The following is a 25,322-nucleotide window of genomic DNA, read 5'->3' on the forward strand; positions in this document are numbered from 1 at the left end:
TCTGTCCTGCAGGAACAGCTGATGATCAGCGTCTGGTCGCACCGCCCCCAACTCCTGCACCTGGGGCTTTTTATTGCGGCCTATGTGCTGGCCTGCGGATTCGCGCAGTCGCTCGCGATCGTCCCTGGAACAGGTATTTCCATCTGGCCAGCGGCGGGGCTTTTCATCGCGACACTTGTCGTCGCATCCGGCTACAGCTGGCCTTGGTGGGTGCTGGGAGGCTGCCTGGCTGAATTGTTCAGCAATTTTCTGTGGTTCCACAGTCCACTGCCTGCGGCTTTCCTGATCTACATCGGCAACGCCCTTGAAGCGGTTGCCGGGGCATGGCTCGTCAACCGGACCTTGACGCGGCCGGTTCGGTTGGAGACCTTGCAGGAGGTTCTCGCATTCGTCGTACTGGGGGCTGGGATCGCGCCCATCGTCAGCGCGACCGTGGGAAGTGCGACCCTGGCGTGGTTTGGCATACAATCGCAATCCTTCGCAGCGGCTTGGCCTCTATGGTGGATCGGGGACGCCACCGGCGTCCTGATCGTAGCGCCGCTGGCACTGGTCGTGTTTCACAGCTGGCGTGGCAAGACCCGGCTCTCGGCCGCGCAATGGGTGGAAGCTTGCGTCCTGGCACTGATCTTTCTCGGCGTTGCCGCTCTTTCTCTGAGCGGCTACCTCCCCTTCGCATACATCATCATGCCGCCTCTTCTTTGGGCCGCGGTTCGCTTCGAGTTCAAAGGCGCTGCCGTATCCTTGGCTCTCCTCGCCCTGATCACGGCGCTGTTCACGATAACAGGCACCAGCCAATTTGCCGGCGATCCCGAATCCCAGAAGCATAAGCAGGTCATGCTGCAGCTTTTTCTGGCCATCTCGGCATTTTCGGCGCTCATCGTGGCCGCCATATCCCGGCAGCACCAGCTGGCAGTGCTCACATTGCGCCAAAGCCTGGATACGCTGCGCGACCGCGAGCGGGAACTCTCGCAGCTCGTGGATATGGTTCCGAGCCACGTCTGGCGTCTGACCCCTGACGGTGAGCCGACCTTCTTTAACAAACGGATGATCGATTTTCTCGGTCTCGATGTGGCGGATTTCGACAAGCCCGGCATGAGCCGGCTGGAGGCTGTCCTGGAGGCCACCGTTCATCCCGAGGACGCGGCGGGGTTCGGAGATGCCCTTCGCCATTGCCTCGTTACCGGCGAAAGCTTCGCCATGGGTATCGACTGCGCCGCGCCGACGGCCTCTATCGCTGGATGTCGAGCCGTGCCGAACCGATGCGGGATCAGTCGGGGCGCATCGTTCAGTGGTACGGTCTTTGTCACGATATCGACGATCAGGTTCATGCCGAAGAGGCTGTGCGGCGGAGCCAGCAACAGCTTCAGCAGATCATAGACGCCGTACCGGTCCGCATCTGGAGTGTGGAGCCCACCGGCGGCTCGTTCTATTTCAACAAGCGGTATCAGGATCATTTCCGCTCCGTTATCGCCGATTTCGACGCTCTCGGTGAGCCGCGCATCGACGATCTGCTGCAGCAGCTGGTTCATCCCGAAGACGCTCCCGACGTTCAGCGTACGCTCAGGAACTGCTTCGAAACCGGCGGCGGCTGCGCGATGCGATTTCGCTGGCGCGAAAAGGATGATGTCTACCGCTGGGCAGAGTGCCGGGTGGAGCCGCGGCGCGACGAAAACGGAACGGTCGTGGAATGGTATGGCGTTTCTCTCGACATCGACGATGAGGTGCGTGCGCTGGAGGCGTTACGCGAACGTGAGCGGGAGCTGTCATTGCTCGTCGATATGGTCCCCGTTCATATTGCCCGCATGGCGCCCAGCGGCGAGCCGACCTTCTTCAGCAAGCGTACCCTCGAATCCATCGGGGTGGATGACGTCGCGGCTTGGGACAAGCCGGACGTCAGCCGCTCGGCGGCCATCATCGGGGCGACAGTCCATCCCGAGGATGCACCCCGCATGAGAGAGGTGCTCAGCCATGCCCTCGCCACCGGCGAACCCTACACCATAAGGTATCGTCGGCGCCGTGCGGACGGCGAATATCGCTGGATGGAGGGTCGCGCAGAACCATTGCGGGATGAAAACGGAATTATTCTACAATGGTACGCTGCTGCACTCGACATCGACGACGAGGTGCGCGCGCAACAGGCCCTACGAGAGCGGGAACGCGAGCTGTCACAGCTCGTCGACATCGTTCCGAGCCTTCTCTGGCGGTTGGACTCGCAGGGCGAGCCGACTTTCTTCAACAAACGGCTGATCAATTTTCTGGGACTGGACGTTGCCGATGCAGACAAGCCCGGCATGAACCGTCTTTCCGCCATCATGGAAGCCGCCGTCCACCCTGACGATGCGGAGAGCCTCGCCGAGGCGCTCGACCATTCCTTCGTCACCGGCGAGCGCTTCTCCAAGCAATATCGCCTGCGGCGCGCCGACGGCATCTACCGCTGGATGAAAGGCAGCGCGGAGCCTCTGCGGGACGAGAGCGGCCGGATCGTCCAGTGGTACGGTCTGACGCATGACATCGACGATCAGCTGCGAGTCGAGGACGCGCTGCGAGAGAGAGAACGCTCGCTCTGGCAGATCGTCGAAACGCTGCCGGCAATGATCGATTGCGCGGCGCCTGATGGAGAACCGGTATACCGAAACCCTCAGCTCCGCGACTTCCTCGGATATAATCTCGAAGAGCTGGACGGAACGGGGAAAACCCGGCTGGACGGCACACTCGATGCCGGTGTTCATCCCGACGACGTGGCGGGGGTCAAAGAGAACTATGCCCATTCATTGTCCACCGGCGAGCCCTATGCGCGCAGGCATCGTCTGCGGCGCCACGATGGTGAATATCGCTGGGTTGAGACGCGTGCGGCGCCGATGCGCGATGCCGACGGCATCATCGTCCAGTGGAATGTCATCTGCCTTGATATCGACGGTGAGGTTCGGGCGGAGGAAGATTTGCGTCAGGCGCGAGAGGGCCTTGCACGGGCGAGCCAGGTGGCGAGCCTCGCCGAGCTTTCGGCCTCGATCGCGCACGAGGTGAACCAGCCGCTCGCGGCCGTCGTGGCCAACTCACATGCCTGTCAGCGCTGGCTCATGGCCGAACCGCCGAATATGGAGCGGGCGCAGAGGACGGTGGAGCGCATCATCCGGGATGCTAACTCAGCGGCAGATGTCGTCAGCCGTATCCGCGCCTTGTTCAAGCAATCCGCAGACCGCAGGATCCACACGACGCTCTCCGGCGTCGTCGACGAAGCGCGCAACCTCATGGCCGACGAAGCAGCGCGCCGCCGCGTTCGGATCGACATGGGCATCGACGGCAACCTTCCGCTGGTCGCAATCGACCGCGTCCAGATCCAGCAGGTGCTGATCAATCTCATCCGCAACGGCATCGAGGCGATGGACGCCGTTGCAGACGACAGGGTGATCGAGATCCGTGTGCAGCATATGGGGAATGCCGTCCGGACCGAAATCAGCGACCACGGCCCGGGCATCGAGTTTCCCGAGAGGATGTTCGAGCCGTTCTTCACGACGAAAGAAAATGGCATGGGCATGGGACTGGCAATCTGCCGCTCGATTGTCGAGCTGCATGGCGGACGATTGTGGGCCGAGAAGAACAATCCGCGCGGAGCGACGTTGATCTTCACCTTGCCCATAGAAACGAAGGCGGCGCCATGACAGCCGATGACCATATTGTCTTCATCGTTGATGACGATGGACGCATTCGGGAAGCGCTCGGCGAGCTGCTGGAATCGCATGGCATGCGCGCCATCGCCTTCGAATCAGCCTGCGATTACGTCAGAGCGGACAAGCCGGATGTCCCCGCCTGCCTCATCCTCGATATCGAGCTGCCTGACATCAACGGCCTCGATCTGCAGAAACAGATCGCCGACAGGGACCATCCGCCGATCGTGTTCATCACAGGACACGGCGACATCCCCTCCTCCGTGCGTGCGATCAAGCATGGCGCGGTGGATTTCCTGACCAAACCCTTCAGCGACGCGGACCTGATGGCGGCAATTCACGCGGCGATCGCTGAGGATCGGGAGAAGAGATCGCAACGCGCCGAACTCGACATGCTGAGGCAACACTATCTCGACCTGACGCCGCGAGAGCGCGAGGTGCTGCCTCTCGTGGTCAGCGGCCTTCTCAACAAGCAAGCAGCAGCCGAATTGGGGATCAGCGAAGTGACGCTGCAGATCCACAGAAGAAATGTGATGCAGAAAATGGCGGCGGCATCGCTCGCCGATCTCGTGCGGATCGCGGAGAGATTGGAAATACCGATAACCCACTCGCGCCGAGTGGGAGGGAATTGAACATGAACAAGACAAGACATGTGGTGGCAATTGTCGATGACGATCCAAGGCTGCTTGAATCGATGGGCGACCTTCTGGAATCCGCGGGTTATGTGGCTCGCAGCTTCTCGTCGGCGGGCTCGCTGCTCGTCAACGGGCTATCGGACCTCGACCTGCTCATCACCGATATCGGAATGCCTGGCATCGACGGCTTCGAACTTCGCGACCTGGTGAGGAAATCACGCCCGGAGCTGCCGGTATTCCTGATCACGGGCCGCCACGAGATAGCAGATCAGGGCCGCGCTCAAGGCGTGGGCGGATTTTTCCGCAAGCCTTTCGATGCCCAGGCGCTGCTGGCGGCCATCGCCAACGCTTTGCATAAATCGACAGATGGAGGGTAACATGAGAGTTGACCAGCCGTTGCTGCGGAAATCGGCGCCGTTATCGTTACAGTGCAGTTGTGAAGAGAACCAGCCGCTCGTCATTATCGTCGATGACGACGCCTCCGTTCGCGAGGCGCTGTCGGAGCTGATCCTGTCGGCTGGCTTCCAGTCGACCAGTTTTGCCTCGACCCGCGAACTGCTTGACGCCGATATCCTGGATTGCCCCGGCTGCCTGATCCTCGATGTGCGCATGCCGGGAGCAAGCGGCCTCCACCTGCAGCGCCATCTGGCTGAAAACGGCATATCCAAACCGATCATCTTCCTGACCGGGCATGGCGATATTCCGATGACCGTCCAGGCGATGAAGGCCGGCGCCGTGGATTTTCTCACCAAACCGGTGCGGGACCAGACGCTGCTCGACGCCATCACAGCGGCCATTGCGATGGATGCCGAACGAAGGGCGGAAGCCGCGGTCGCCGAGCGCAATATCAAGCGCTTGGAGACGCTGACGCAGCGCGAGCGCGAGGTTCTGCATGAAGTGGCGCGCGGACGCCTCAACAAGCAGATCGCCTTCGATCTCGGCATCAGCGAAGTGACGGTCAAGCTGCATCGCAGCAATGTCATGCACAAGATGGAGGCCGCCTCCATCGGCGAATTGATCCGAGCGTGGGAAACACTGCCCATGCAGATGCGCCAGGCTGGCGCGCGCTAAAACGCGTCGCGTCAATCCGGATCATCGACGCGCGCTTCAAGTCATTGATTTATGCTTTTAGCCGCGTGTCTTCCAATGGTGGAAGATACCGGCCTCGAACATCATCTGCGGCCGCTGTCCATTTGAGGCGAGTCGTATCCGATTTGCGCCAAAAAAAGCGATGCGGCGCCGGCAATGGGTTTCGGTCTCGCTCTCATGCGGTAATCCTAAATTAAAGCTCGGGGATATGACCTGGTGCCCAGCTTTGGTTCCCTAAAGGAGATCTCGCCGTGAACAATCAATCGTCAACCGCGCCCTCCCCTGAAACCAACGCCTTCGAAAACGAAGCAAACTTCTTGTCGGCTATGGGGAATGCCAAACGGCTTCACATTCTGCATCTGCTGGCCGAGGGGGAAATGTCCGTGAGCCTCCTGGCCGACGAGGTGGGCTTGAGCCAATCTTCGACGTCCCAGCATTTGGCAATTCTTCGAGAACAGGAACTCGTGCAGACGCGAAGAGCTGCTCAGACGATCTACTATTCACTTCAATCCGGCGCGGCCAGGGCAATGCTCGATACGCTCGCTGACATCTTCGGATCGTACCGTCGCACCGAAGTAGAATGTGTCCGAGCCCTGGGCACCCAATAAAAAATACGAAACGTCGATCCTACACAGCTGATGGTTGGCGCCGCGGCAGCGAAGAGCAGCGCAATGGCGAAGAACGCGGTTTCGAGGAGATGACTGCGGCTTGAGTGTAAGCACCAAGTCCCGCGATGCCTCGCCGACATGCCCCTCGAACACATCGATCCCTGATGTACGTTTGATGTACCCCTCCTAGACCACCGTGTGATTACGCCTCCATTGCGAATGGAGATAATGAACCACATCAGGAACGGAACAGTCAGGACGAAACGACCATGAGTATGGACAACACCTCATACCCCGGCAGACTGGAACCCGGCGAGCTGGTTCCGTCGCGCTATGCGCTTGATATCGGCGAGATTGACGTAACGGCGGTCAGCGATGGGATGCGAGCGCTGCCAGGCGCGATGTTGGGCCACAACGCTGGCCCGGCCGTCCGGGCGGACGGAGGCGATCATGGACGTATATGAGGCAGTCAAAAGTCGACGATCGGTGCGCGGGTTCAAAGACAAGCCTGTGGAGAGGGAGGTGCTTGAGCGTGTGCTGTCCGCCGCAGCTTGGTCGCCGTCAGGATCGAACATCCAGCCGTGGAACACCTACGTGATGACTGGCGCGCCGCTGGCTGAGCTCAAGACGTCCGCCGTCGAGCGCGTGGCCCATGGCGACGCCTGGGACAAGCGGCAGTACGAGATGTACCCGCCCGCACTGAAGTCCCCCTATGGGGAGCGCCGGTCCGCCTTCGGCAAGGAGCGCTACAGCGCGCTCGGTATTGCGCGCGAGGATTGGGAGGCGCGCCAGCGGGCAGCAATCGCCAACTGGAACTGTTTCGGCGCGCCCGCCGCCCTGTTCTGCTACATCGATCGTGACCTGGGCCTGCCCCAATGGGCCGACGTCGGCATGTATCTGCAGACGGTCATGCTGCTGCTCCGCGCCGAAGGTCTTCACAGTTGCCCGCAGATGGCGTGGTCGCAGGTTCGCGAGACGGTCGCGGAGGTCCTGTCACCCCCCGACGGGCTCATCCTCTTCTGCGGCATGTCGATCGGGTACGAGGACCCCACGGTCAGTTATGCCCGTACAGGCCGCGCCCCGCTCGGCGAGACGGTCACGTTCCTCGGCGAATAGTGACTTGCCATCATCATGCGAGATATTGGAGAACGCCATGACCACGCATAAAGTAGGTTATCTCATCGGCAGCCTGGCCAAGGGCTCGATCAACCGCAAGCTCGCCAAGGCGTTGGTGCGGTTCGCGCCGCCGGAACTTGAAATGTCGGAGATATCCTTCAAGGACCTGCCGCTCTACAGCTACGACTATGACGCCGACTACCCTCCGGCTGGCAAGACATTCAAGGCGGCAATCGCAGCCGTCGACGCCGTGCTGTTCGTTACGCCCGAATACAATCGATCCATACCCGGCGGGCTGAAAAACGCAATCGACTGGGCGAGCCGCCCCTACGGCACCAACTCGTTCACACGTAAGCCGTCAGCGGTGATCGGCACGTCGCCGGGCGCGATAGGCACAGCAGTCGCCCAGCAGAATTTGCGCAGCGTGCTCAGTTTCTGCAACTCTCCCCAGATGAATGCCCCGGAAGCCTACATCCAGTTCACGCCGGGCCTGATCACCGATGACGGCGAGGTCACGAAAGACACCACCGCCGATTTCCTTCGCACTTTCATGCAGGACTTCCATGTCTTCATCGCAAGGGTTCGCTCAGTGCTGCCGAAAGATGCCTAGAGCCCTGCGGGAGCTGGCCGCGTCCATCCGGGCGGCCAGCTCCTGTTTTTAAAGGGGGCAATGCCCTCAGGCGAAGGCGTAGGAGCCGTCGGGCCGCTTCGGCACGCGCCGCTGCCAATGGATGTAGCCTTCCTCTTCCATCGCCTTCTCGTCCATTTCGACGCCCCAGCCGGGCCGGTCGGGACGCAGCTCCAGATAGCCGTCCTTCGGCAGATAGGGATCGACGACGTAACGGGTTTCCCCCTCCCGCTTCTCGATATCGAGGCCGCCATAGACGTAGGCCTGTCCCTTTGGCAGCCGGTATTCGAGGATACGGAAATTCTGTGCCGCCGCAGAAAAATGAACGTTGACCGCCGTCGCAAGTGGACCCATCGGGTTGTGCGGCGCCACGCCGACGAAGAAGGCTTCGGCGAGGGTGGCAATACGGCGCATTTCGCTGATGCCGCCGACGACGCAGATGTCGGGCTGGATGAGGTCGGCGCCCTTGACCTGCAGCAGGCGCAGGAACTCGTTTCTGTTATAGAGCGACTCGCCGGTCGCCAGCACGCAGTTGAGCCCCTGTTTCAGATCGCCCCAAGCCTCGATATTTTCAGGACGCAGCGGCTCCTCGAAAAACAGAGGGTCGTAGGGCGCCAAGGCATTGCCGAGTTGCCTTGCGGCGATCGGCTCGAAAATCTTCGCATGGGCGTCGAAGGCGATCTCATATTCGTCATTGACCGTTTCGCGCAGCGAGCGGAAATAATCCGCCGAGGCTTTGACGACATTGCCCCAGCGATTGGAGTGCATGTCGATACGCCAGGGGCTGAGCTTGAAGGCGGTGAAACCCCACCCTTCCTTCAGACGATCGAACTCGTCGCGGGCCGCCGGTGCATCCGGTGCGGTATAGACGCCGGCATAGACCTTGATGCGGTCGCGCACCTCGCCGCCCAGCAGCTTGTAGACCGGGACGTTTGCCGCCTTGGCGGCGAGGTCCCACAGGCAGTGATCGAGTGCGGAGATCGCGGCAAGGCCGAGCGCGCCCGGCGGGAACCGGCTTTGCTGGATCAACAGATTGACGAGATAGTCGACGCGTGTCGGATCCTGGCCGGACAGAAATTCGTAAAGATAATCCAGGAGCGGCGGAAGCGCCTTGTCGGGGCCGTGATTGTAGCATTCGCCCCAGCCCGTTAGCCCGTCATCGGTGTCGAGCGCGACGATCACGCGGGGACGGTCCTTGTCGCGGGTCATGAAAACCCGCATGCGGTCGATCTTCATCTTTCTGTCCTTCTAGCGATTGAAATAGGTGCGGCGTGACAGGCGCGTCTGCACGTAGAGATGCTCGTTGTCGGTTCCGGGATTGTAGGCGCCGGCACTTTGCGGCACCGAGACATTGCCGTTGCTGGGGAAGCGCGCCACGAAAGCCTCGTCGATATCGCAGCCAAGTCCCGGGCCATCAGGAACGGCGATCAAGCCGTCAACCTGTTGCGGATGCGGCACGATCGTCTGGCGGCGGCCGTCCCAGTCATCGTCGAGGCGCTCGAGAATGAGGGCGTTCGGGATCGCCGCAAGCAGATGCAGAGCCGCATATTCCGCCACCGGCCCGAGCGAGCCCGAATGCGGCGCCATCTGGATATGATGCGCCTCGGCCATGGCAGCGATCTTCTTCATCTGGGTGATGCCGCCGGCCCGGCCCGTGTCCGGCTGGATCACGTCCACCAGCTCCTTTTCGATGAGCTCGCGCTCGCCGAAGATAGTCGCCGAACGTTCGCCGGCCGCAAGCGGCACATGCGCTGCGTCGCGGATGCGCCGGTAGCCGTCGAAATTCTCCGGCGCGATCGGATCTTCCACCCACATCAATTCATAGGGTTCAAGCGCCCGAACCAGCCGGCAGGCATCCGCAGGCGTCAGCCACGGCGGTCCATGCAGATCGATGGCGATGTCCATGTCGTCGCCGACGGCGTCACGCAACGCGGCGACCTTGCGGACCGGATCGGCGACACCGCCGCATTTGATCGCCTTTATGCCGCGCGCTTTGAGGGCAAGCGCTCGCTCGGGCGTATTCGCATGCGAATAGATCGGGATCCGGTCACGCACCTTGCCGCCGAGCAGCATCCAGACAGGCACGCCGAGCGCCTTGCCCTTGACGTCCCAAAGCGCCATGTCGATGCCGGTCATCGCACCGCCGCCGACCGTCCCGAGCATGCCGTGGCCCATCATGGCGATATGCATCTTCTGCCACAGCCGTTCGATATGAGCCGGATCTTCGCCCACGAGGAGTGGCGCGAGATCATGGATCGCCGTCTCGACGACGCGCGGCCAGCCCGAGCATTCACCGATGCCGGTAATGCCCTCGTCGGTATCGATCTTCAGAAAAAGCCAGTTTCTGGTGCCGCCAAACTGCTTGGAGGCGCCACCGCCAGAACGTTGGTCGGAAGCCCAGTTCGCGGGGTCGGGCTGACCGACATGCATGAGAAAAGTACGGATCCCGGTGATTTTCATCGCTGAAAAGTTCCATTTTTCAGAATGTCCGGCGCGACGTAGCGGAAACGCCGCGAATGATCGCGATCGCGCGGATCGGGGCGCGGGATCGCTGATATGAGCGCCTGCGTATAGGCGTGCTCGGGCGTGCGGCAGACCTTCTCCGCATCGCCAATTTCGACGAGCTGGCCTTTGTACATGACGCCGACACGGTCGCACATGTAGCGGATAACGCCGATGTCATGGCTGATGAAGATATAGGCGAGACCGAGTTCGTCCTGCAGGCGCATCAACAGATCGAGCACCTGCGAGCGCACGGAGACGTCGAGCGCCGAGGTTGCCTCATCGGCAACGATGACACGCGGATTGAGGGTGATGGCGCGGGCAATGCCGATGCGCTGGCGCTGGCCGCCGGAGAATGCGTGCGGGTAGCGTTCGCGCGCCCTCGGGTCGAGGCCAACCTGTTCCATCAGATGGCAAACGCGCTCCTCCAGCGCCCGCCCCTTTGCGACGCCATTGACGAGCAGCGGCTCGCCGATGATCTGGGAGACGGTCATGCGCGGGTTGAGGGAGCCGAAAGGATCCTGAAACACCATTCGCAATTCCCGCCTTGCGGCGGCAAGCGTCTGACCTTTTGCCGTTGCCAGATCGATGATGTCGCCGTCGGCGCGGCGATAGAGGATTTCACCTGCAGTCGGATCGATCAGCCGCATGATCGAGCGGCCCATCGTCGTCTTTCCGGAGCCGCTCTCGCCGACGATGCCCAGCGTTTCGCCCGGCAGAAGCGAAATGGAAACATCGTCCAGCGCTTTCACCTCACCGAAATCCATCGATACATTGCGGAGTTCGAGGATCGGTGGCGCCGTCGTATCGAGCGGCGCGCGCGCCTGCCGGATTTCGGCCTTTGCTTCCAGCTTCAGCACCGAGCCGATCAGCATGCGGGTATAGTCGTCTTGCGGCGCATGAAAAATCTGCTCGACCGGCGCATATTCCTTGGCGACGCCGTTGTGCATGACGAGCACATCGTCGGCAATCTGCGCCACGACGCCCATGTCATGCGTAATGAACAGAACGGCCATGCCCTTGGCCTTCTGCAGCCTTGCGATCAGGTCGAGAATTTCGGCCTGGGTCGTCACGTCGAGGGCCGTGGTCGGCTCGTCGGCGATCAGCAGTTGCGGTTTGCAGGCGAGCGCCATGGCAATCATAGCGCGCTGACGCATCCCGCCGGAATATTGAAAGGCATATCGGTCCAGCGCTTTATCAGGCGAGGGAATTTCGACCTGCTTGAGCAGCGATATGGCTTCAGCGCGCGCCTCTGCCTTGCTCATCCTGGTGTGAAGGCGAAGCGCCTCGACGATCTGGTTGCCGACCGTGTGGATCGGCGACAGCGACGACATCGGCTCCTGGAAGATCATGGCGATGTCGCGGCCGCGGATCGCTCGGATCTGACGCCCGCGCGGATTGAGGCTGGTCAGATCGATCGAGCCGCCGTCCTGATTGTTCAGTATGATCGATCCGCCGGATATGCGGCCGGGCGCATCGACGATCTGCAGGATCGATCGCGCCGTCACCGACTTGCCGGATCCGCTTTCGCCGACGACACAGAGCGTCTTGCCCGGCTCGATCGAGAAAGACAGATCGCTAACGGCGCGAAAGACGCCGGTGCGCAGAGGAAACTCGACCGTCAGATTTTTCACCTGGAGCAGCGGCCTACCGGCAATGGGAACGATATCGGTCATGCCGGCCTCATTTGTTGTAGGGATCGGCCGCATCGCGCAGGCCGTCGCCGAGAAGGTTGAGCGCCATCACGGCGACCACGACGGCACAGCCCGGCATGAAGAGCCATGGCGCGGTGGCGATCGAGCGAATGTTCTGGGCCTCGCGCAGAAGCACGCCCCAGGAGATGGTCGGTGGCTGCAGACCGAGCCCGAGGAAGGAGAGAGAGGTTTCGGCAAGGATCATCGCCGGCACCGCAAGCGTGATCGACGCGATGATATGGCTGGCAAAGCTCGGCAACATGTGGCGAAAGATGATGCGCCTTTCGCGAACACCGTCGAGCCTCGCGGCGGCGACGAATTCCTCGGTGCGCAAAGACAGGAAGCGGCCGCGAACGACGCGGGCGAGCTGTGCCCAACCCGTCAGCGACAGGATGATCGTGATCATCATATATTGCAGCGTCGCAGGCCAGTCCTGTGGCAGCGCCGCGGCCATTGCCAACCAGATCGGGATCGTCGGCAGCGACAGCACAAAATCGATCACCCGCTGCAGGAAGAAATCGATGCGGCCGCCGTAATATCCCGAGATACCGCCGAGCACGATGCCGAGCATGAGCGAGAAGAAGACACCGACGAGGCCGATCGACAACGAGATCTGCGAGCCTTGGACCGTTCGGCTGAAGACATCGCGCCCAAGCCTGTCGGCGCCGAACAGAAGCAATGGCGTCGTCTTGTCGGGTGAGGCGATCAGATGGATGTTGGTCCTGAACAGGCCGAACACCGAATATTCGTAGCCGCGCCCGAAGAACTCGACGTCGACACGTTTTGTCGTGTCTTCCTTGAAGATGGCGGCCAGCGTCTCAGGATCGCGGGTCAGCTTCATCGGATAATAATGCGGGCCGAAGGAGAACCCGTTCTGCGTATCGATCAGATGCAATCTCTGCGGCGGGTGAAAAGTCGCCCGCGCATTTTGCAGGTTCGGATCGTTGATGGCGAAAAAGCCGGGAAGCAGGGCGACGATATACATCAGCACGGTGACGACGAGCGCCACCATGGCCAGCCGATGCCGGCGGAAAGCCCACCAGATGAGCTGCCACTGCGACGCGACGGCGGCGCGATCCGGCGGAATGTTCGTAACGGTGATGTCGGCCATGTAAGGCTCCTATTCCAACCGGATGCGGGGATCGACCAACGCAAGCAGGATGTCGCTGATCAAAGAGCCTATCAGCGTCAGCGCGCAGATCAGCAGAACGAAGGCGCCGGCGAGATACATGTCCTGGGCCATCAGCGCCTGCAGCAGCAAAGGTGCTGCCGTCGGCAGATTGAGGACGATGGCGACGACGACCGAGCCGGAAATGAGGTTGGGCAGCAGCCAGGCAATCGTCGAGATGAACGGATTGAGCGCGATCATCAGAGGATATTTCATCAGCAGCCGGAACTCAGAGAGACCTTTTGCCCGTGCCGTTGTGACGTAAGGCTTCGGCAGCTCATCGAGCATGTTCGCGCGCATGACGCGGATGAGGCTCGCCGTCGAGGAGACGGCAAGGATGATGACGGGAAGCCAGAGATGCGAGAAGAGGTCGACCATCTTGGCGAAGCTCCAGGACGCGTTCTCATATTCCGGCGAAAAGAGCCCGCCGACATCCTGTCCGAATTCGACCGCCGCGACATACATCAGTACCAGCGCCAGCAGGAAGGACGGAACGGCCAGGCCGAAAAAGGTGAAGGCAGTGAAGAAATAGTCGCCGATCGAATATTTGCGCACCGCGGAATAGACTCCGATCGGCAGTGCGATCGCCCAGGTAGCGATCAATGTCGACAGAGCCAGAACGAGCGTCAGCGCCATACGCTCCCAGATCAGGTCAGAGACCGGCTGCTGCCATTCGAAGGAAATGCCGAAATCGCCGCGTGTAAGAATGCCCCATATCCATTTGAAATATTGGATGAGCATAGGGTCGCCGAGGCCGAAGCGCTCGCGCAACTGCGCCGCCGTGTTCTGATCGACGATCTCGTTGGAGGCTGCCAGCGTCGCAATATAGGTCGTAACATAATCGCCTGGCGGCAGCTGGATCAGCACGAAAGCGAGGAAGCTGACGGCAAACAGCGATGGAATCATCCATAGGAAGCGTTTGGCGATAAAGACCAGCATAAGGCGCCTCTTGCATTGAACGCCGCCCACCCGGCCTTGTCGGCCGTCAGGACCGGCAAGGCATCTCGGAGGGCGAACTGAAAGAAAGCGCCGTACCGTCGGGCACGGCGCTTAAGACGAAAATCAGCTCGTGAAGGTGAATTGCTGCGGCATTGCAGGGCCGGGATTGGGCCAGGACCAGCTATCCGGCTCCTTCTCGGGAACATTGCGCAGATTGTTGCGGATGATGCCGAAACCGCCGACAGCAAGGCAAAGGCCGACGGTCTCGAACTCCTCAGCCGCGATGTCGAAGATCTGCTTCATGATCGCGCCGCGTTTGTCGAGATCAGCCGTCGAACGTGCTTCGTCGAAGAGCTTCATGCGCTTCTTCTGGCTTTCCGGCGGTTCTTCGCCACGTGCACCGTTGGAGGTGTACCAAAGCGTCCACGGAATGGCATAACGCGAGCCCTGCGGATGGAAAGCGAAGAAATCGCGCGGATCGAGCATCGGATCGAGACCGCCAGGGCCCGGCCATACCGCCGCATCATGGGCATTGTCGTCGCCGCGGGTGTAATAGAGCGCCCGCTCGATCGTGTTGACCTTCATGTCGATACCGATCTGGGCCCAATGCGTCTTGACCAGTTCCAGGGCATCGACGAGGTCGGGATAGAGCGTCGGAATGACGTCGATCGAGAAGAATACTTTCTGGCCGTCGGGCCTCAGCCGGAAACCGTCGCCGCCTTTCTTGTAGCCGGCCTCATCGAGCATCGCGCCTGCCTTGTCGGCGTCATATTCAGTGAACTGGCGTGCGTATTTCTCGTTATACCAGGGATGGGTCGGACGCGGCCCAGCCTGGTAGGGCTCGCTCTGTCCGAAATAGACGATGTCGATGAGTTCCGGGCGATTGATGCCGATCGAGAGCGCTTGCCGGAACGCCTTATCCGCAAACATCTTGCGCATGGCAGGATCTTTGTGGGTGATGTTGAAGTAGATCTGGCACTGTTGCGAGGCCGAAGGCACGAGCGTCAGCAGCCGATAATCGCCTTTCTCCATGTTCTTGGACAGCGTCGGCTTGTTGGCCAGAACGCTGATATGGCGTTCCTGGATGTCGATCTTTCCCGAGATGACATTCAGCATCAGCGATTCGACGTCCTGCGAGATGCCGAAGTTGATTTCATCGATGTAGGGAAGCTGGTTGCCCTCGGTATCGACCTGCCAGAAATAAGGGTTGCGGGTCATGACGACGCGCGTCGCGCCACCGGCATAGGGCTCCTTGATCACCCATGGATCGAGTGTCGGCTTGTCGACATTACCCCATCGCGACGGGATCTCGATGTCGCCGCAACGGCTGCGGAACAGCTCCGTCCAACTGGTGACGCCGGCCTTCTTCGCATCGGCCTCGATATTCGGATTATATTTCGGCAGGAACTGGCTGCAGTAGTGCTTCGGGAACAGCGTCGGATGCTGACCAAGCGGCGTGGCGAGGTTTTCCAGATAAAGCGCGTTGGCGGCCGCAAAGGTGAACTTCACCGTATAATCGTCGATCTTCTCGACGGTGACCGGCTTGCCGGCGACCGCAAGCTGCGCCGGTGTCGAGCTGTAAAGCTCGGTGTTCTTGACGCAATCTTCGATCGCGAAGACAACGTCATCGGCCGTAAAGGGATGACCGTCCGACCAGCGCACGCCTTCGATGAGATGGAACGTGAATTGCGTTGCGTCATCGCTGACTTCCCAGCGTTCGGCAAGGTTCGGCTGCACGGCGGTAAAATCGAGGTTCCAGCGCACGAGGCTCTGGTTGCCGACCATGCGCAGGATGCCGTTATGGTCGGATGAACCGCGAAGGCCTCGGCGCAGCGAACCGCCGTAGGTGCCGACTTTCTCGAACGGCGTCACGACCATCGGCTTTTTCGGCAGGCGCTCGGCGAGCGGCGGCAGCTTTCCATCCTTGGCGAGTTGCGCAAGTGCTGGCGCTTCGCCACCTGCGGCAGAGACGCGACCGGCGATAGACAGCGCCGCGACACCAGCCATGCCGCCAAGTACGGCGCGGCGGGTGACACCACGCGACAGTATTTCATTGGCCATCGAATTCCTCCCTTTTGTGCCGGCGCAGCCTTTGCCCCGGCCGATGCGGCGGGCTCCCGACCCGCCGCCGCGCCCTCCTCGGCGCTACGACCTGAACCATAGACACGTTCGCAAATGATTACAAGAGTTGACAGATAATTACAAATTTTGTAGCGATGCAGCATCGAAATACGATGTTGTGCCGCTGAAATACGGCCAGCAGGATCAAAAACGTTCGATCTGTCAGATGCTGTGCGCCGCCCTGAACATCATGGTCGGCGACAGCCAGGGTGCGACCGTCAACGCCGTCGCATGGCGTCGAGAGACGAGAGAAAAGGACCAGAATGACATTTACGGTCGATGCCGTTTCGAACAGGGGCGCAACGCGCTTCAGCGACATCATCTACGAGAAGATCGTGGGGATGATCGCCGACGGCAACTTTCCGGTGAACGAACGACTGCCACCGGAGACGAAGCTTGCCGCAGATTTCGGCGCATCGAGACCCGTCGTGCGCGAAGCGCTTGAACGCTTGAGAGCCGACGGCTTGGTCGTTTCGCGCAAGGGTTCCGGTTCCTATGTCAGGCAAAGGCCGGATTCGTCGATGCTGAAAATGGTGCCGGTCGGCTCCTTGGCCGATGTCCAGCGGTTCTTCGAATTCCGCGCCGGTCTCGAAGCCGAGGCGGCGGAGCTTGCCGCACGGAACTGGCAGCCGGCCGACAAGGAGCGGATAACGGCAGCGCTTCTTTCGATCGAACAATGCCTGCGCAACGGAGAGCTTGGTGCCGAGGAAGACCAGGCTCTGCATGACGCAATTGCCATGGCGACCGGTAACCAGTTCCACATCACGCTGCGCGAGTGGTTCAAGCCGCATTTCGCCATCGGGCATTCCGTTACGAGAAGCTTGAGCTTGAAGCGGACGCCGGAACAGATCCGCAGCGTCCAGGACGAGCATGCGGTGATCGTCGAGGCAATCTTCGCGCACCGGGAAACCGAAGCGCATGATGCGATGAAAAAACACATACTGAATGCTCGCGCCCGCATGTTCCAAGGCGTGTGAGCACAATGGGAGGAGAAATGATGAAACGGGTCGCCATGACGGGTGCTGCCGGACGTGTAGGAACTCTGCTGCGCCCGCTCCTTCGGTCGCATGTCGAGCACCTCAGCCTGATCGATCTCCAGGAGCCTGACGAGCTTGGCGAAAACGAGAGCTTCCTAAAGGCCGATCTTACAAAGCTCGACGAGGCGACGGCTGCGCTGAAGGATGTCGACGGTGTGGTTCATCTCGCCGGCATTGCAAGCGGCATCGACATGAACGCCATTCTGCACGCGAACGTGCTTGGAACATACAATCTTTACGAAGCGGCGCGGACCAACAAGGTCCAGCGGGTCGTCTATGCATCGAGCAACCATGCCACGGGCTTTTATCCGCGCGGCCAACTCGTGTCGCCGCTCGACCCGATGCGCCCCGACAGCCCTTATGGACTTTCCAAATGCTGGGGCGAACTTGTGGCGGGGCTGTATTACGACACATCAGGCATTCGCTCTCTTTCCATCCGCATCGGCAATGCGGGCACCTATCCCAACAGCGAGCGATCTGTTGCGATCTGGATCAGCGCGCGAGACCTGGCGCAATTGGTCAGGATCGGCCTGTCGCACCCGTTGATCGCAGCAACGGTGGTTTATGGCGTTTCTGATGCCGAGGAGATCTGGTGGGACAACGGTCTGGCGGCACGATTGGGCTACCAGCCACAGGACCGGCCGCGCGATCACGCCCGCATCGAGGAGGGATCCGAAGGGCCGGTCGCGCTTGCGTTCCAGGGTGGCGGGTTCTGTGAGATCAATCACGACGGCACCATCCGCATGCGCGACGCCGAGGGTCTGGCCACGAGCCTGGAGACAGTTGAATGACGGCCCCGCTAGTCATCCGCCCGGACGTCCGTTCCGTGATCCAGCAGCCGCTGACGGTTGGTGAATCGCCGGTATGGGACGAGGAGACCGGCACTTTGTGGTTCGTCGATATTCAGGCGCCGGCGCTCGTCCGGCTCTCGGGTTCAGGAAAGATCGACCGCTTCGACATGCCGACAGCAATCGGCGCCCTCGGGCTTTGCCGCGATCACAAGATCGTCGTGGCGCTTCAGACGGGCGTCCATCTCTTCGATCCCGCCTCTGGAGATTTTGAGCTCGTGTCCGATCCAGTCGGGCGACACATCAACTGCCGCCTCAATGACGGAAAGGTCGGCCCCGACGGGCACTTCTGGATCGGCTCGATCAGCGAAGCCAAGCCGCAGATCGATGATGCCGCACTTTACCGCGTTAGCGCCGATGGCCGCACGCGGACCGTTGCAACCGGACTGACGAGCTCCAACGGCCTTGCCTGGTCGCCGGACGGCCGGCGGATGTATCACTCCGACAGCCGGCAATGCTTCCTGCAGGCATTCGACTTCGATCCTGATACGGGCGACCTCGGCGATGGGCGCCGGCTTCGCAGCTTTACGGAAGACGAGGGTCGTCCGGACGGAGCGACAACCGATCGCGATGGGTTCTACTGGAGCGCCGGCGTTTCTGCCGGTCGCCTCAACCGAATATCGCCCGAAGGCGAAATCGTCGAGATCTACATTCTGCCGGTCGCGGCACCGACAATGCCGTGTTTCGGAGGGCCGGATCTGCGCACCCTCTTTGTCACGAGCCTGTCGACGGACCGTACCGGACGTTTCGAGGCGGGGACGGTCATCGCCTTCGACGTGGATGCAAAGGGCCTGCCGCCCTTCCGCTTCGGGACCGGTCACCCTCCGGGATGACAGCGAGCCTCCCTTCGAAATGACAGCGAATAGATGGAAAGATAACGGGGAAGAAAGATGAGCATCGCAACCATGCGCAAGGCGCTTACAGGCGTATCGGGTGTTCCGGTCACCGCCTATGACGGCAAAGGTGAAGTCGAACCTCGGATCACGGCGAAAGTCTATGAGCGGGTCGCGGCAGCCGGCATTCACAACATTGTCGCTGCCGGCAATACCGGGGAATTCTATGCTCTGACGCCGCAAGAAATCAGGATCGTCCATGAGGCGGCGGTTTCAGGCGTCAACGGCAAGGCGCCGGTGACGGCGGCAATCGGCCGATCGCTGCGCGAGGCGATCGGCATGGCGAAAGATGCGGCCACGATCGGCGCATCCGCCGTCATGTCGCATCAGCCCGTCGATCCTTTCGCAGCACCTTCGTCCCAGATCGACTATTTCTGCAATCTTGCGGATGCTTCCACCCTGCCGCTCATCGCCTATGTCAGGGCCGAGGGTTTCAGTGTCGAAGATATCACCCGTCTCGCAAATCACGGCAATATTGCCGGCATCAAATTTGCCACCACCGATCTGATGCTGCTGTCCAGAGCGATCGCTGCAGCCGATCCGGCCGGCGCACTGTTCGTCTGCGGCCTGGCGGAGAGCTGGGCGCCGACATTTACGGCTGCGGGCGCGCGCGGCTTCACATCCGGTCTCGTCAATGTCGCGCCGCACCTGTCGCTTGCCGTTCACGATGCACTCGAAAGAGGAGACTTCGGCGCGGCAAGGGCTATCGTCAACCAGCTTGAACCGTTCGAGCGGATGCGGACCAAATTCCGCAATGGTGCGAACGTGACTGTCGTCAAGGAGGCCGTCACCTATTCCGGCCTCGATGTCGGCCCCGTGCGCGTGCCGGGATTGCCGCTGCTCGATCGGCATGACCGCGAGGAACTCCATCGGCTGCTTCAGCGCTGGGATGCCGCCGGCAACAACCAGATCCATCCACACCAGCAGGATTCCGCAAAGGCGGCCGGCTGAGTTCGACACGAGAGCGGCTCCGCTATTCATGGAAACGCGGAGCCGCTCTAACCCTTTGTTTTTACGCAATTCCGGACGGAAAACCGCTTCGCACTTTTCCTGGAATTGCTCTATTTCCGCAAACAACAGGATTGGGAGGTCTTGAGATGTTGAGACAGGTACTGACAACGATCGCAATTACCGGCGCCATGATGACGGCGCAGCCCAGCTTCGCGGCGTCGCCGCCCAATATGCTGGTGATCGGCACCAATCTCACGGGCATAAGGACGCTCGATCCGGCGCAGAACAACGCCCGCACGGTTTCCGAACTGATTTCGAACATTTACGACAACCTCGTGCAGCTGTCGCCGGACGACCTTAAAACGTTGAAGCCGATGCTCGCGACGCAATGGAGCGTCTCGGCGGATGGCAAGATTATCACGCTGACATTGCGCGATGATGCGGTCTTCCAGAGCGGCAACAAGGTGACGGCCGACGATGCGGCCTGGTCGATCCAGCGCGTCATCAAGATGGGCCAGGTCGGCTCCACCGACGTCGCTCTCTGGGGCTTTACACCCGACAACGTCGAAAAGCTTGTTCGGGCAAAGGACGAGCATACCCTCGAAATCGAGCTGCCGCAGGCTGTGAACACCGATCTGGTGCTCTATTCGCTTGCCGGCTCATCGATCGGCATCATCGACAAGAAGACGGCACTGTCGCATGAGGCAAATGGCGACTTCGGCGGTGCATGGCTTTCTGCCAATTCCGCCGGCAGCGGCCCGTTCGCTCTGACGCAATGGCGGCCGAACGACGTTGCGATCTTCAACGCACGGAAGGACTATTGGGGCGGGGCGCCGGCCATGGCTCGCGTCGTCGCCCGGCACATTCCAGAATCCGGCAACCTCAGACTGCAGCTCGAAGCCGGAGACGTCGATGTCGGCCAATACCTAGCAAGCGGCGACCTCGACGCCCTGTCCACCAAAAAGGACATGGTGATCGAAAGCGTTCCAGGCCTCGGTTTTTATTATATCGCGCTCAACCAGAAGGACCCGGATCTGCAGAAGCCGAAGGTTCGCGAGGCCTTCCAGCATGCCTTTGACTGGAAGGCGATCTCCGGCAACATCATGCGCTATACCGGCTTCCCCTGGCAGTCGATGATCCCGCGCGGCATGATCGGTGCCCCTGAGGAAGCTGCCTCACGTTACGATTACGATCCTGCCAAGGCCAAGCAACTGCTGGCGGAAGCCGGCTACCCCAATGGGCTGAAGAAGGTGCTCAATCCGTCAGGTGCGCCGACACTGCCCTTCGCCGAAGCGCTGCAGGCGAGCGCCCGCGCCGCCGGCCTCGATCTCGATCTCGTGCCAGGCGAATTCACGCCGGCCTTCCGCGAGCGAAAATACGAAGTGCTGCTTGGCAATTCCGGCGCCCGACTGCCTGATCCTTTCGCGGTAGCCACGCAATATGCCTACAATCCCGACAATAGCGACGAGGCGCGTCTCGGCAGCTATTATCTTTGGCGCACAGGCATGAAGGTGGACGAGCTCAACACACTCGTCGACCAATCGATGAAGGAGCGCGATACCGGCAAGCGCACGGATATCTTCAAGAAGATGGACGGCATTTACAGCGGCATGGCCTCGCCGCTCGTCATCTTCTTCCAGCGAACCGACCCTTATGTCATGCGCGCCAACGTCAAGGGCTATCATGGGCACACGACATGGTCGACGCGCTGGCATGACGTGACCAAGGAGTAGAACGCCGTGGCGAGCGCCGATCTGACATCGAAGCGAGAAAACAGCCTTCGTTCTACGGAGGGCGGGTTCGCCGATGCGGCCCCGCACCCTCTAATGAGCCTGTTGCGGCGCCTGGCAGGGCGCGCCGTCGCGGTCGTGACGACGCTGCTCGGCCTGCTCTTCCTGACCTTTTCGATGGGTCGCCTGCTGCCTGCCGACCCGGTGCTTGCCATCACCGGGGCGGAGGTCAGCAAGGAGGTTTATGATCGCGTCTATAATGAGCTGGGGCTCGGGCAACCTGTCTGGATGCAGTTCCTCGCCTATGTCGGGAAGATTGCGACAGGCGATCTCGGCACATCGGCGACGACCGGCCAGCCGATCCTCACCGATCTCCTGACGATTTTTCCCGCCACCATCGAATTGGCGGTCATCGCCATGATCATCGGGGCGATCATCGGCGTTCCGCTTGGGATCACGGCTGCCGTCAGGCGCGGAACGATCATCGATCACGTTGCCCGCATCATCGCCCTTGCCGGCCATTCCATCCCGATCTTCTGGACCGGGTTGATGGCGCTCTTCATCTTCTATGCAAAGCTCAAGCTCGTCGGCGCATCGGGCCGGATCGATGTCTTCTACGAGGGTCTCGTCACGCCGGTGACCGGCTTTCTTCTGATCGACGCGGCGATAGAGCAGCAATGGGACGTGTTTCACAACGCCCTTGGCCACATCATCCTGCCGGCAGCGATCCTCGGCTATTATTCCGTCGCCTATATCAGCCGTATGTCGCGAAGCTTCATGCTGGAGCAACTGAGCCAGGAATACATCATCACGGCGCGGGCAAAGGGGCTCGGCACCCGCAAGGTGGTCTGGCGCCATGCATTCAAGAACATCCGGGTGCAGCTTTTGACGATCATGGCGCTGACCTTCGGCGGGCTGCTCGAGGGGGCGGTGCTGATCGAGACCGTCTTCGGGTGGCCGGGGCTCGGCCAGTACCTGACCCGGGGGCTGCAGATGAACGACATGAACGTGGTCATGGGTTCCGTCCTGACGATTGGCGCCGTCTTCCTGACGATCAACATCCTGTCGGATTTCCTTTATCGCATTCTTGATCCGAGGACACGGTGACGCCATGACGATCTCTTCTGAGCACGCAGACAGCGTTAACACTGGCGGCCTTCGCAACTGGCTGCTGGCACCGGAGCCTCGAGGGTGGTTCCAGTCATCGGCGCAGCAAATTCATCAGGGCTGGCGGAAATTCAGCCTGCACCCGCTAGGACTGGCCGGGCTAGCCATCATCGTAGTGCTGATCGTCGTGGCGCTGGCCGCCCCCCTGCTGACGAGCTATGATCCGATCGTTCAGGATATGGCCGGGCGGCTTGCGCCGCCATCCGCCAGCCATTGGCTCGGCACCGACAATTTTGGCCGCGACGTCTTTTCCCGGGTGATCTATGGCGCCCGCACCACGCTCTACATCATCATGCTCGTCACGGTCATCGTCGCACCGCTCGGCCTGCTGATCGGCACCGTCTCAGGCTATTTCGGCGGCATCGTCGATGAAGTACTGATGCGCGTCACCGACATTTTCCTCTCCTTTCCCGGGCTCGTCCTCGCGCTTGGTTTTGCCGCAGCGCTCGGTCCAGGCATCACCAATGCGATCATCGCAATTTCATTGACGGCCTGGCCGCCGATCGCGCGTCTTGCCCGCGCCGAGACGCTCAGCCTGCGCAAGGCGGACTATATCGCCGCCGTACGCCTGCAGGGCGCGACATCAATCGCGATCATCACGCGCCACATCCTGCCGATGTGCATTCCCTCGGTGATCGTCCGCGTCACCCTCAACATGGCCGGCATCATCATCACTGCCGCCGGCCTCGGTTTCCTCGGCCTTGGCGCGCAGCCACCGTGGCCGGAATGGGGTTCGATGGCCGCCAGCGGACGTGAATTCATGCTCGACAGCCCCTGGGTCATCGCAGCACCCGGCATTGCCATCGCACTCGTCAGCCTCGCCTTCAACCTCGTCGGCGATGCGCTTCGCGATGTTCTCGATCCCCGAGGTTCAGAATGACGGACTTGATCGATATCCAGAACCTCGAAATCGCCTTCGGCGGCGGACAGGTGCGGGCCGTGCGCGGCGTCAGCTTTTCGCTTGGACAGGAAAAGCTCGGGATCGTCGGTGAATCCGGCTCGGGAAAGTCGACCGTCGGCCGCGCGATCATGAAGCTGCTGCCACCGACCGCGATCGTCAATGCCGAGCGGATGCGCTTTCGCGACGTGGATCTGCTCAAGGCGACCGAAAAAACGATGATGACGATCAGGGGCCGGCGGATCGGCCTGATCCTGCAGGACCCGAAATATTCGCTCAATCCCGTCATGCGGATCGGCGAACAGATTGCCGAGACCTACCGCTTCCATCATCCGAGGACGAGCAGGGCAAAGACCTGGCAGCAGGCACTCGATATGCTCGAGGCCGTTCAGATCCGCGATCCGGAGCGTGTGGCCCGCCTTTATCCGCACGAAATCTCGGGCGGGATGGGCCAGCGGGCGATGATCGCCATGATGCTGATTGCCGAACCCGAAGTGCTGATCGCCGACGAACCGACGTCAGCGCTCGATGTGACGGTGAGGCTCGAAATTCTCGCCCTGCTCGACGAGCTCGTCTTGCGCCGCAATCTCGGGCTGATCTTCATCAGTCACGATCTCAATCTCATCAGGAACTTCTGCGATCGCGTTCTCATCATGTATGCAGGGCGGGTCGTGGAAGTGCTCGAGGCGCGCGATCTCGACAAGGCCCGACACCCTTATACGCAAGGGTTGCTGGCATCCTTGCCGACGATCGAAGATCCGCCTGCCCGGCTGCCGATCCTGAAACGAGATCCGGCCTGGCTTGAAGAATTCGCATTGGAGCCGTCGCGGTGATTAAAATCGACAATCTTACGGTCCGTTTCGGGCCTGGGCAGCGGCCTGTCGTCCGAGACGTAAGCTTCGCCATCGAAAGGGGAACTGCTTTCGGCCTGGTCGGCGAGTCCGGCTGCGGGAAGTCCACTGTCCTGAGGGCGCTTTCCGGCCTCAACGCCAACTATGACGGCCGGATCGAGCTCCACGGCGAGACGTTAAATCAGCAGCGCAGCCGGCCTTTCTTCCGCCGGGTGCAGATGGTGTTCCAGGATCCCTACGGATCCCTCCATCCCCGCAAGACCATCCGCTCGCAGCTGAAAGAACCGCTGCGCAACCAGGGGCTGGATACGAATTCGGTCGACATGAACGCGGTCCTGAGATCGGTTGGCCTCGACCCGGCGCTGAGCTACAGATTTCCGCACCAGCTGTCTGGGGGCCAGCGGCAGCGCGTGGCGATCGCCCGTGCGCTGATGCTGGATCCGGACGTTCTGCTTCTCGACGAACCGACATCGGCGCTCGACGTGTCCGTTCAGGCCGAAATCCTCAATCTCCTCCAGGATCTGCGCACCAATCGCGGTCTGACCTATCTGCTCGTCAGCCATGATCTCGCCGTCGTCTCGCACATGTGCAGCCGCGTCGCCATCATGGAAGCGGGCGAGATCGTCGAACAGGTCGATGTCGGCGCCTTGCGAAAAGGTGCGGTCGAACACCCCTATTCGCAACGCCTGCTGCGCGCGAGCAGGATGTATGGAAAGGCGTAGCTGTTCTCGGCCTTTGTTGAAAAGATTAAAGCTTGCAACGCCGGCCGCGTGTCATTGGCT

The 25,322-nt window shown here is 61.0% G+C and carries 21 protein-coding genes and 1 pseudogene; 16 read left to right on the plus strand and 6 right to left on the minus strand.

The window, feature by feature from the left end; translation table 11 throughout:
• Positions 1 to 21 precede the first annotated feature (21 nt).
• The 7 genes and pseudogenes from BS629_RS36320 to BS629_RS36355 all read left to right on the plus strand — a co-directional run bounded on the left by BS629_RS36320 (position 22) and on the right by BS629_RS36355 (position 7,723).
• Positions 22 to 3,659, plus strand: a pseudogene (locus BS629_RS36320) (PAS domain-containing protein).
• On the plus strand, positions 3,656 to 4,297 hold the full coding sequence (locus BS629_RS36325; RefSeq protein ID WP_018245795.1) for a response regulator transcription factor: 642 nt from the start codon (positions 3,656 to 3,658) through the stop codon (positions 4,295 to 4,297). Before BS629_RS36320 ends, BS629_RS36325 begins: the two are co-directional and overlap by 4 nt.
• A gap of 2 nt (positions 4,298 to 4,299) precedes the next feature.
• Positions 4,300 to 4,677 (plus strand): response regulator, encoded by a 378-nt coding sequence (locus tag BS629_RS36330; protein ID WP_018516604.1) that lies wholly within the window; start codon positions 4,300 to 4,302, stop codon positions 4,675 to 4,677.
• Between the two features lies 1 nt (position 4,678).
• Positions 4,679 to 5,371, plus strand: a complete 693-nt coding sequence (locus BS629_RS36335; protein WP_018245797.1) for a response regulator transcription factor — start codon at positions 4,679 to 4,681, stop codon at positions 5,369 to 5,371.
• Positions 5,372 to 5,640: 269 nt separating this feature from the next.
• On the plus strand, positions 5,641 to 5,997 hold the full coding sequence (locus BS629_RS36340) for an ArsR/SmtB family transcription factor (RefSeq protein WP_018245798.1): 357 nt from the start codon (positions 5,641 to 5,643) through the stop codon (positions 5,995 to 5,997).
• A 450-nt stretch (positions 5,998 to 6,447) separates the two neighbouring features.
• Positions 6,448 to 7,113: a nitroreductase gene (locus tag BS629_RS36350; RefSeq protein ID WP_018245800.1), complete on the plus strand. Its 666-nt coding sequence runs from the start codon at positions 6,448 to 6,450 to the stop codon at positions 7,111 to 7,113.
• 37 nt (positions 7,114 to 7,150) lie between these two features.
• Positions 7,151 to 7,723 carry an NADPH-dependent FMN reductase gene (locus tag BS629_RS36355; protein ID WP_018245801.1) on the plus strand — a complete coding sequence of 191 codons (573 nt, stop codon included), beginning with the start codon at positions 7,151 to 7,153 and terminating at the stop codon, positions 7,721 to 7,723.
• A gap of 66 nt (positions 7,724 to 7,789) precedes the next feature.
• Here the strand turns inward: BS629_RS36355 and BS629_RS36360 are convergent, their stop codons facing one another.
• From BS629_RS36360 to BS629_RS36385, 6 genes are all read right to left on the minus strand, one after another.
• Complete coding sequence (locus BS629_RS36360) at positions 7,790 to 8,977, minus strand: galactarate dehydratase (protein WP_018245802.1); 1,188 nt, start codon at positions 8,975 to 8,977, stop codon at positions 7,790 to 7,792.
• A gap of 12 nt (positions 8,978 to 8,989) precedes the next feature.
• Positions 8,990 to 10,201, minus strand: a complete 1,212-nt coding sequence (locus tag BS629_RS36365; RefSeq protein ID WP_018245803.1) for a mandelate racemase/muconate lactonizing enzyme family protein — start codon at positions 10,199 to 10,201, stop codon at positions 8,990 to 8,992.
• Positions 10,198 to 11,919: an ABC transporter ATP-binding protein gene (locus BS629_RS36370; protein ID WP_018245804.1), complete on the minus strand. Its 1,722-nt coding sequence runs from the start codon at positions 11,917 to 11,919 to the stop codon at positions 10,198 to 10,200. Before BS629_RS36370 ends, BS629_RS36365 begins: the two co-directional genes overlap by 4 nt.
• Before the next feature lie 7 nt (positions 11,920 to 11,926).
• Positions 11,927 to 13,048, minus strand: coding sequence for an ABC transporter permease (locus BS629_RS36375; RefSeq protein ID WP_018245805.1), 1,122 nt, complete (start codon positions 13,046 to 13,048; stop codon positions 11,927 to 11,929).
• A gap of 9 nt (positions 13,049 to 13,057) precedes the next feature.
• The gene (locus BS629_RS36380; protein WP_018245806.1) at positions 13,058 to 14,044 is read right to left on the minus strand and encodes an ABC transporter permease; all 987 of its coding nucleotides are present in this window, start codon (positions 14,042 to 14,044) and stop codon (positions 13,058 to 13,060) included.
• Between the two features lie 123 nt (positions 14,045 to 14,167).
• The gene (locus BS629_RS36385; RefSeq protein ID WP_018245807.1) at positions 14,168 to 16,105 is read right to left on the minus strand and encodes an ABC transporter substrate-binding protein; all 1,938 of its coding nucleotides are present in this window, start codon (positions 16,103 to 16,105) and stop codon (positions 14,168 to 14,170) included.
• Between the two features lie 323 nt (positions 16,106 to 16,428).
• Here BS629_RS36385 and BS629_RS36390 point away from each other — a divergent pair, with 323 nt between their 5' ends.
• The 9 genes from BS629_RS36390 to BS629_RS36430 all read left to right on the plus strand — a co-directional run bounded on the left by BS629_RS36390 (position 16,429) and on the right by BS629_RS36430 (position 25,262).
• Complete coding sequence (locus BS629_RS36390) at positions 16,429 to 17,142, plus strand: FadR/GntR family transcriptional regulator (RefSeq protein WP_020493434.1); 714 nt, start codon at positions 16,429 to 16,431, stop codon at positions 17,140 to 17,142.
• A gap of 20 nt (positions 17,143 to 17,162) precedes the next feature.
• Complete coding sequence (locus BS629_RS36395; RefSeq protein ID WP_026188708.1) at positions 17,163 to 17,993, plus strand: NAD-dependent epimerase/dehydratase family protein; 831 nt, start codon at positions 17,163 to 17,165, stop codon at positions 17,991 to 17,993.
• Entirely contained in the window at positions 17,990 to 18,883 is an 894-nt protein-coding gene (locus tag BS629_RS36400; RefSeq protein WP_018245810.1) for an SMP-30/gluconolactonase/LRE family protein, read from the plus strand. Before BS629_RS36395 ends, BS629_RS36400 begins: the two co-directional genes overlap by 4 nt.
• A 57-nt stretch (positions 18,884 to 18,940) precedes the next feature.
• The gene (locus BS629_RS36405) at positions 18,941 to 19,894 is read left to right on the plus strand and encodes a dihydrodipicolinate synthase family protein (protein WP_018245811.1); all 954 of its coding nucleotides are present in this window, start codon (positions 18,941 to 18,943) and stop codon (positions 19,892 to 19,894) included.
• A gap of 146 nt (positions 19,895 to 20,040) precedes the next feature.
• Positions 20,041 to 21,627 carry an ABC transporter substrate-binding protein gene (locus BS629_RS36410; RefSeq protein WP_018245812.1) on the plus strand — a complete coding sequence of 529 codons (1,587 nt, stop codon included), beginning with the start codon at positions 20,041 to 20,043 and terminating at the stop codon, positions 21,625 to 21,627.
• A gap of 6 nt (positions 21,628 to 21,633) precedes the next feature.
• Positions 21,634 to 22,731, plus strand: a complete 1,098-nt coding sequence (locus BS629_RS36415) for an ABC transporter permease (protein ID WP_018245813.1) — start codon at positions 21,634 to 21,636, stop codon at positions 22,729 to 22,731.
• Between the two features lie 4 nt (positions 22,732 to 22,735).
• Positions 22,736 to 23,671 (plus strand): ABC transporter permease, encoded by a 936-nt coding sequence (locus BS629_RS36420; protein ID WP_018245814.1) that lies wholly within the window; start codon positions 22,736 to 22,738, stop codon positions 23,669 to 23,671.
• Complete coding sequence (locus tag BS629_RS36425; RefSeq protein WP_018245815.1) at positions 23,668 to 24,522, plus strand: ABC transporter ATP-binding protein; 855 nt, start codon at positions 23,668 to 23,670, stop codon at positions 24,520 to 24,522. Before BS629_RS36420 ends, BS629_RS36425 begins: the two co-directional genes overlap by 4 nt.
• Positions 24,519 to 25,262: an ABC transporter ATP-binding protein gene (locus BS629_RS36430; protein ID WP_018245816.1), complete on the plus strand. Its 744-nt coding sequence runs from the start codon at positions 24,519 to 24,521 to the stop codon at positions 25,260 to 25,262. The genes BS629_RS36425 and BS629_RS36430 overlap by 4 nt, the downstream gene beginning before the upstream one ends.
• Positions 25,263 to 25,322 lie beyond the last annotated feature (60 nt).

This window comes from Rhizobium leguminosarum bv. viciae USDA 2370 (assembly GCF_002008365.1).
Taxonomy (GTDB): Bacteria; Pseudomonadota; Alphaproteobacteria; order Rhizobiales; family Rhizobiaceae; genus Rhizobium; species Rhizobium leguminosarum.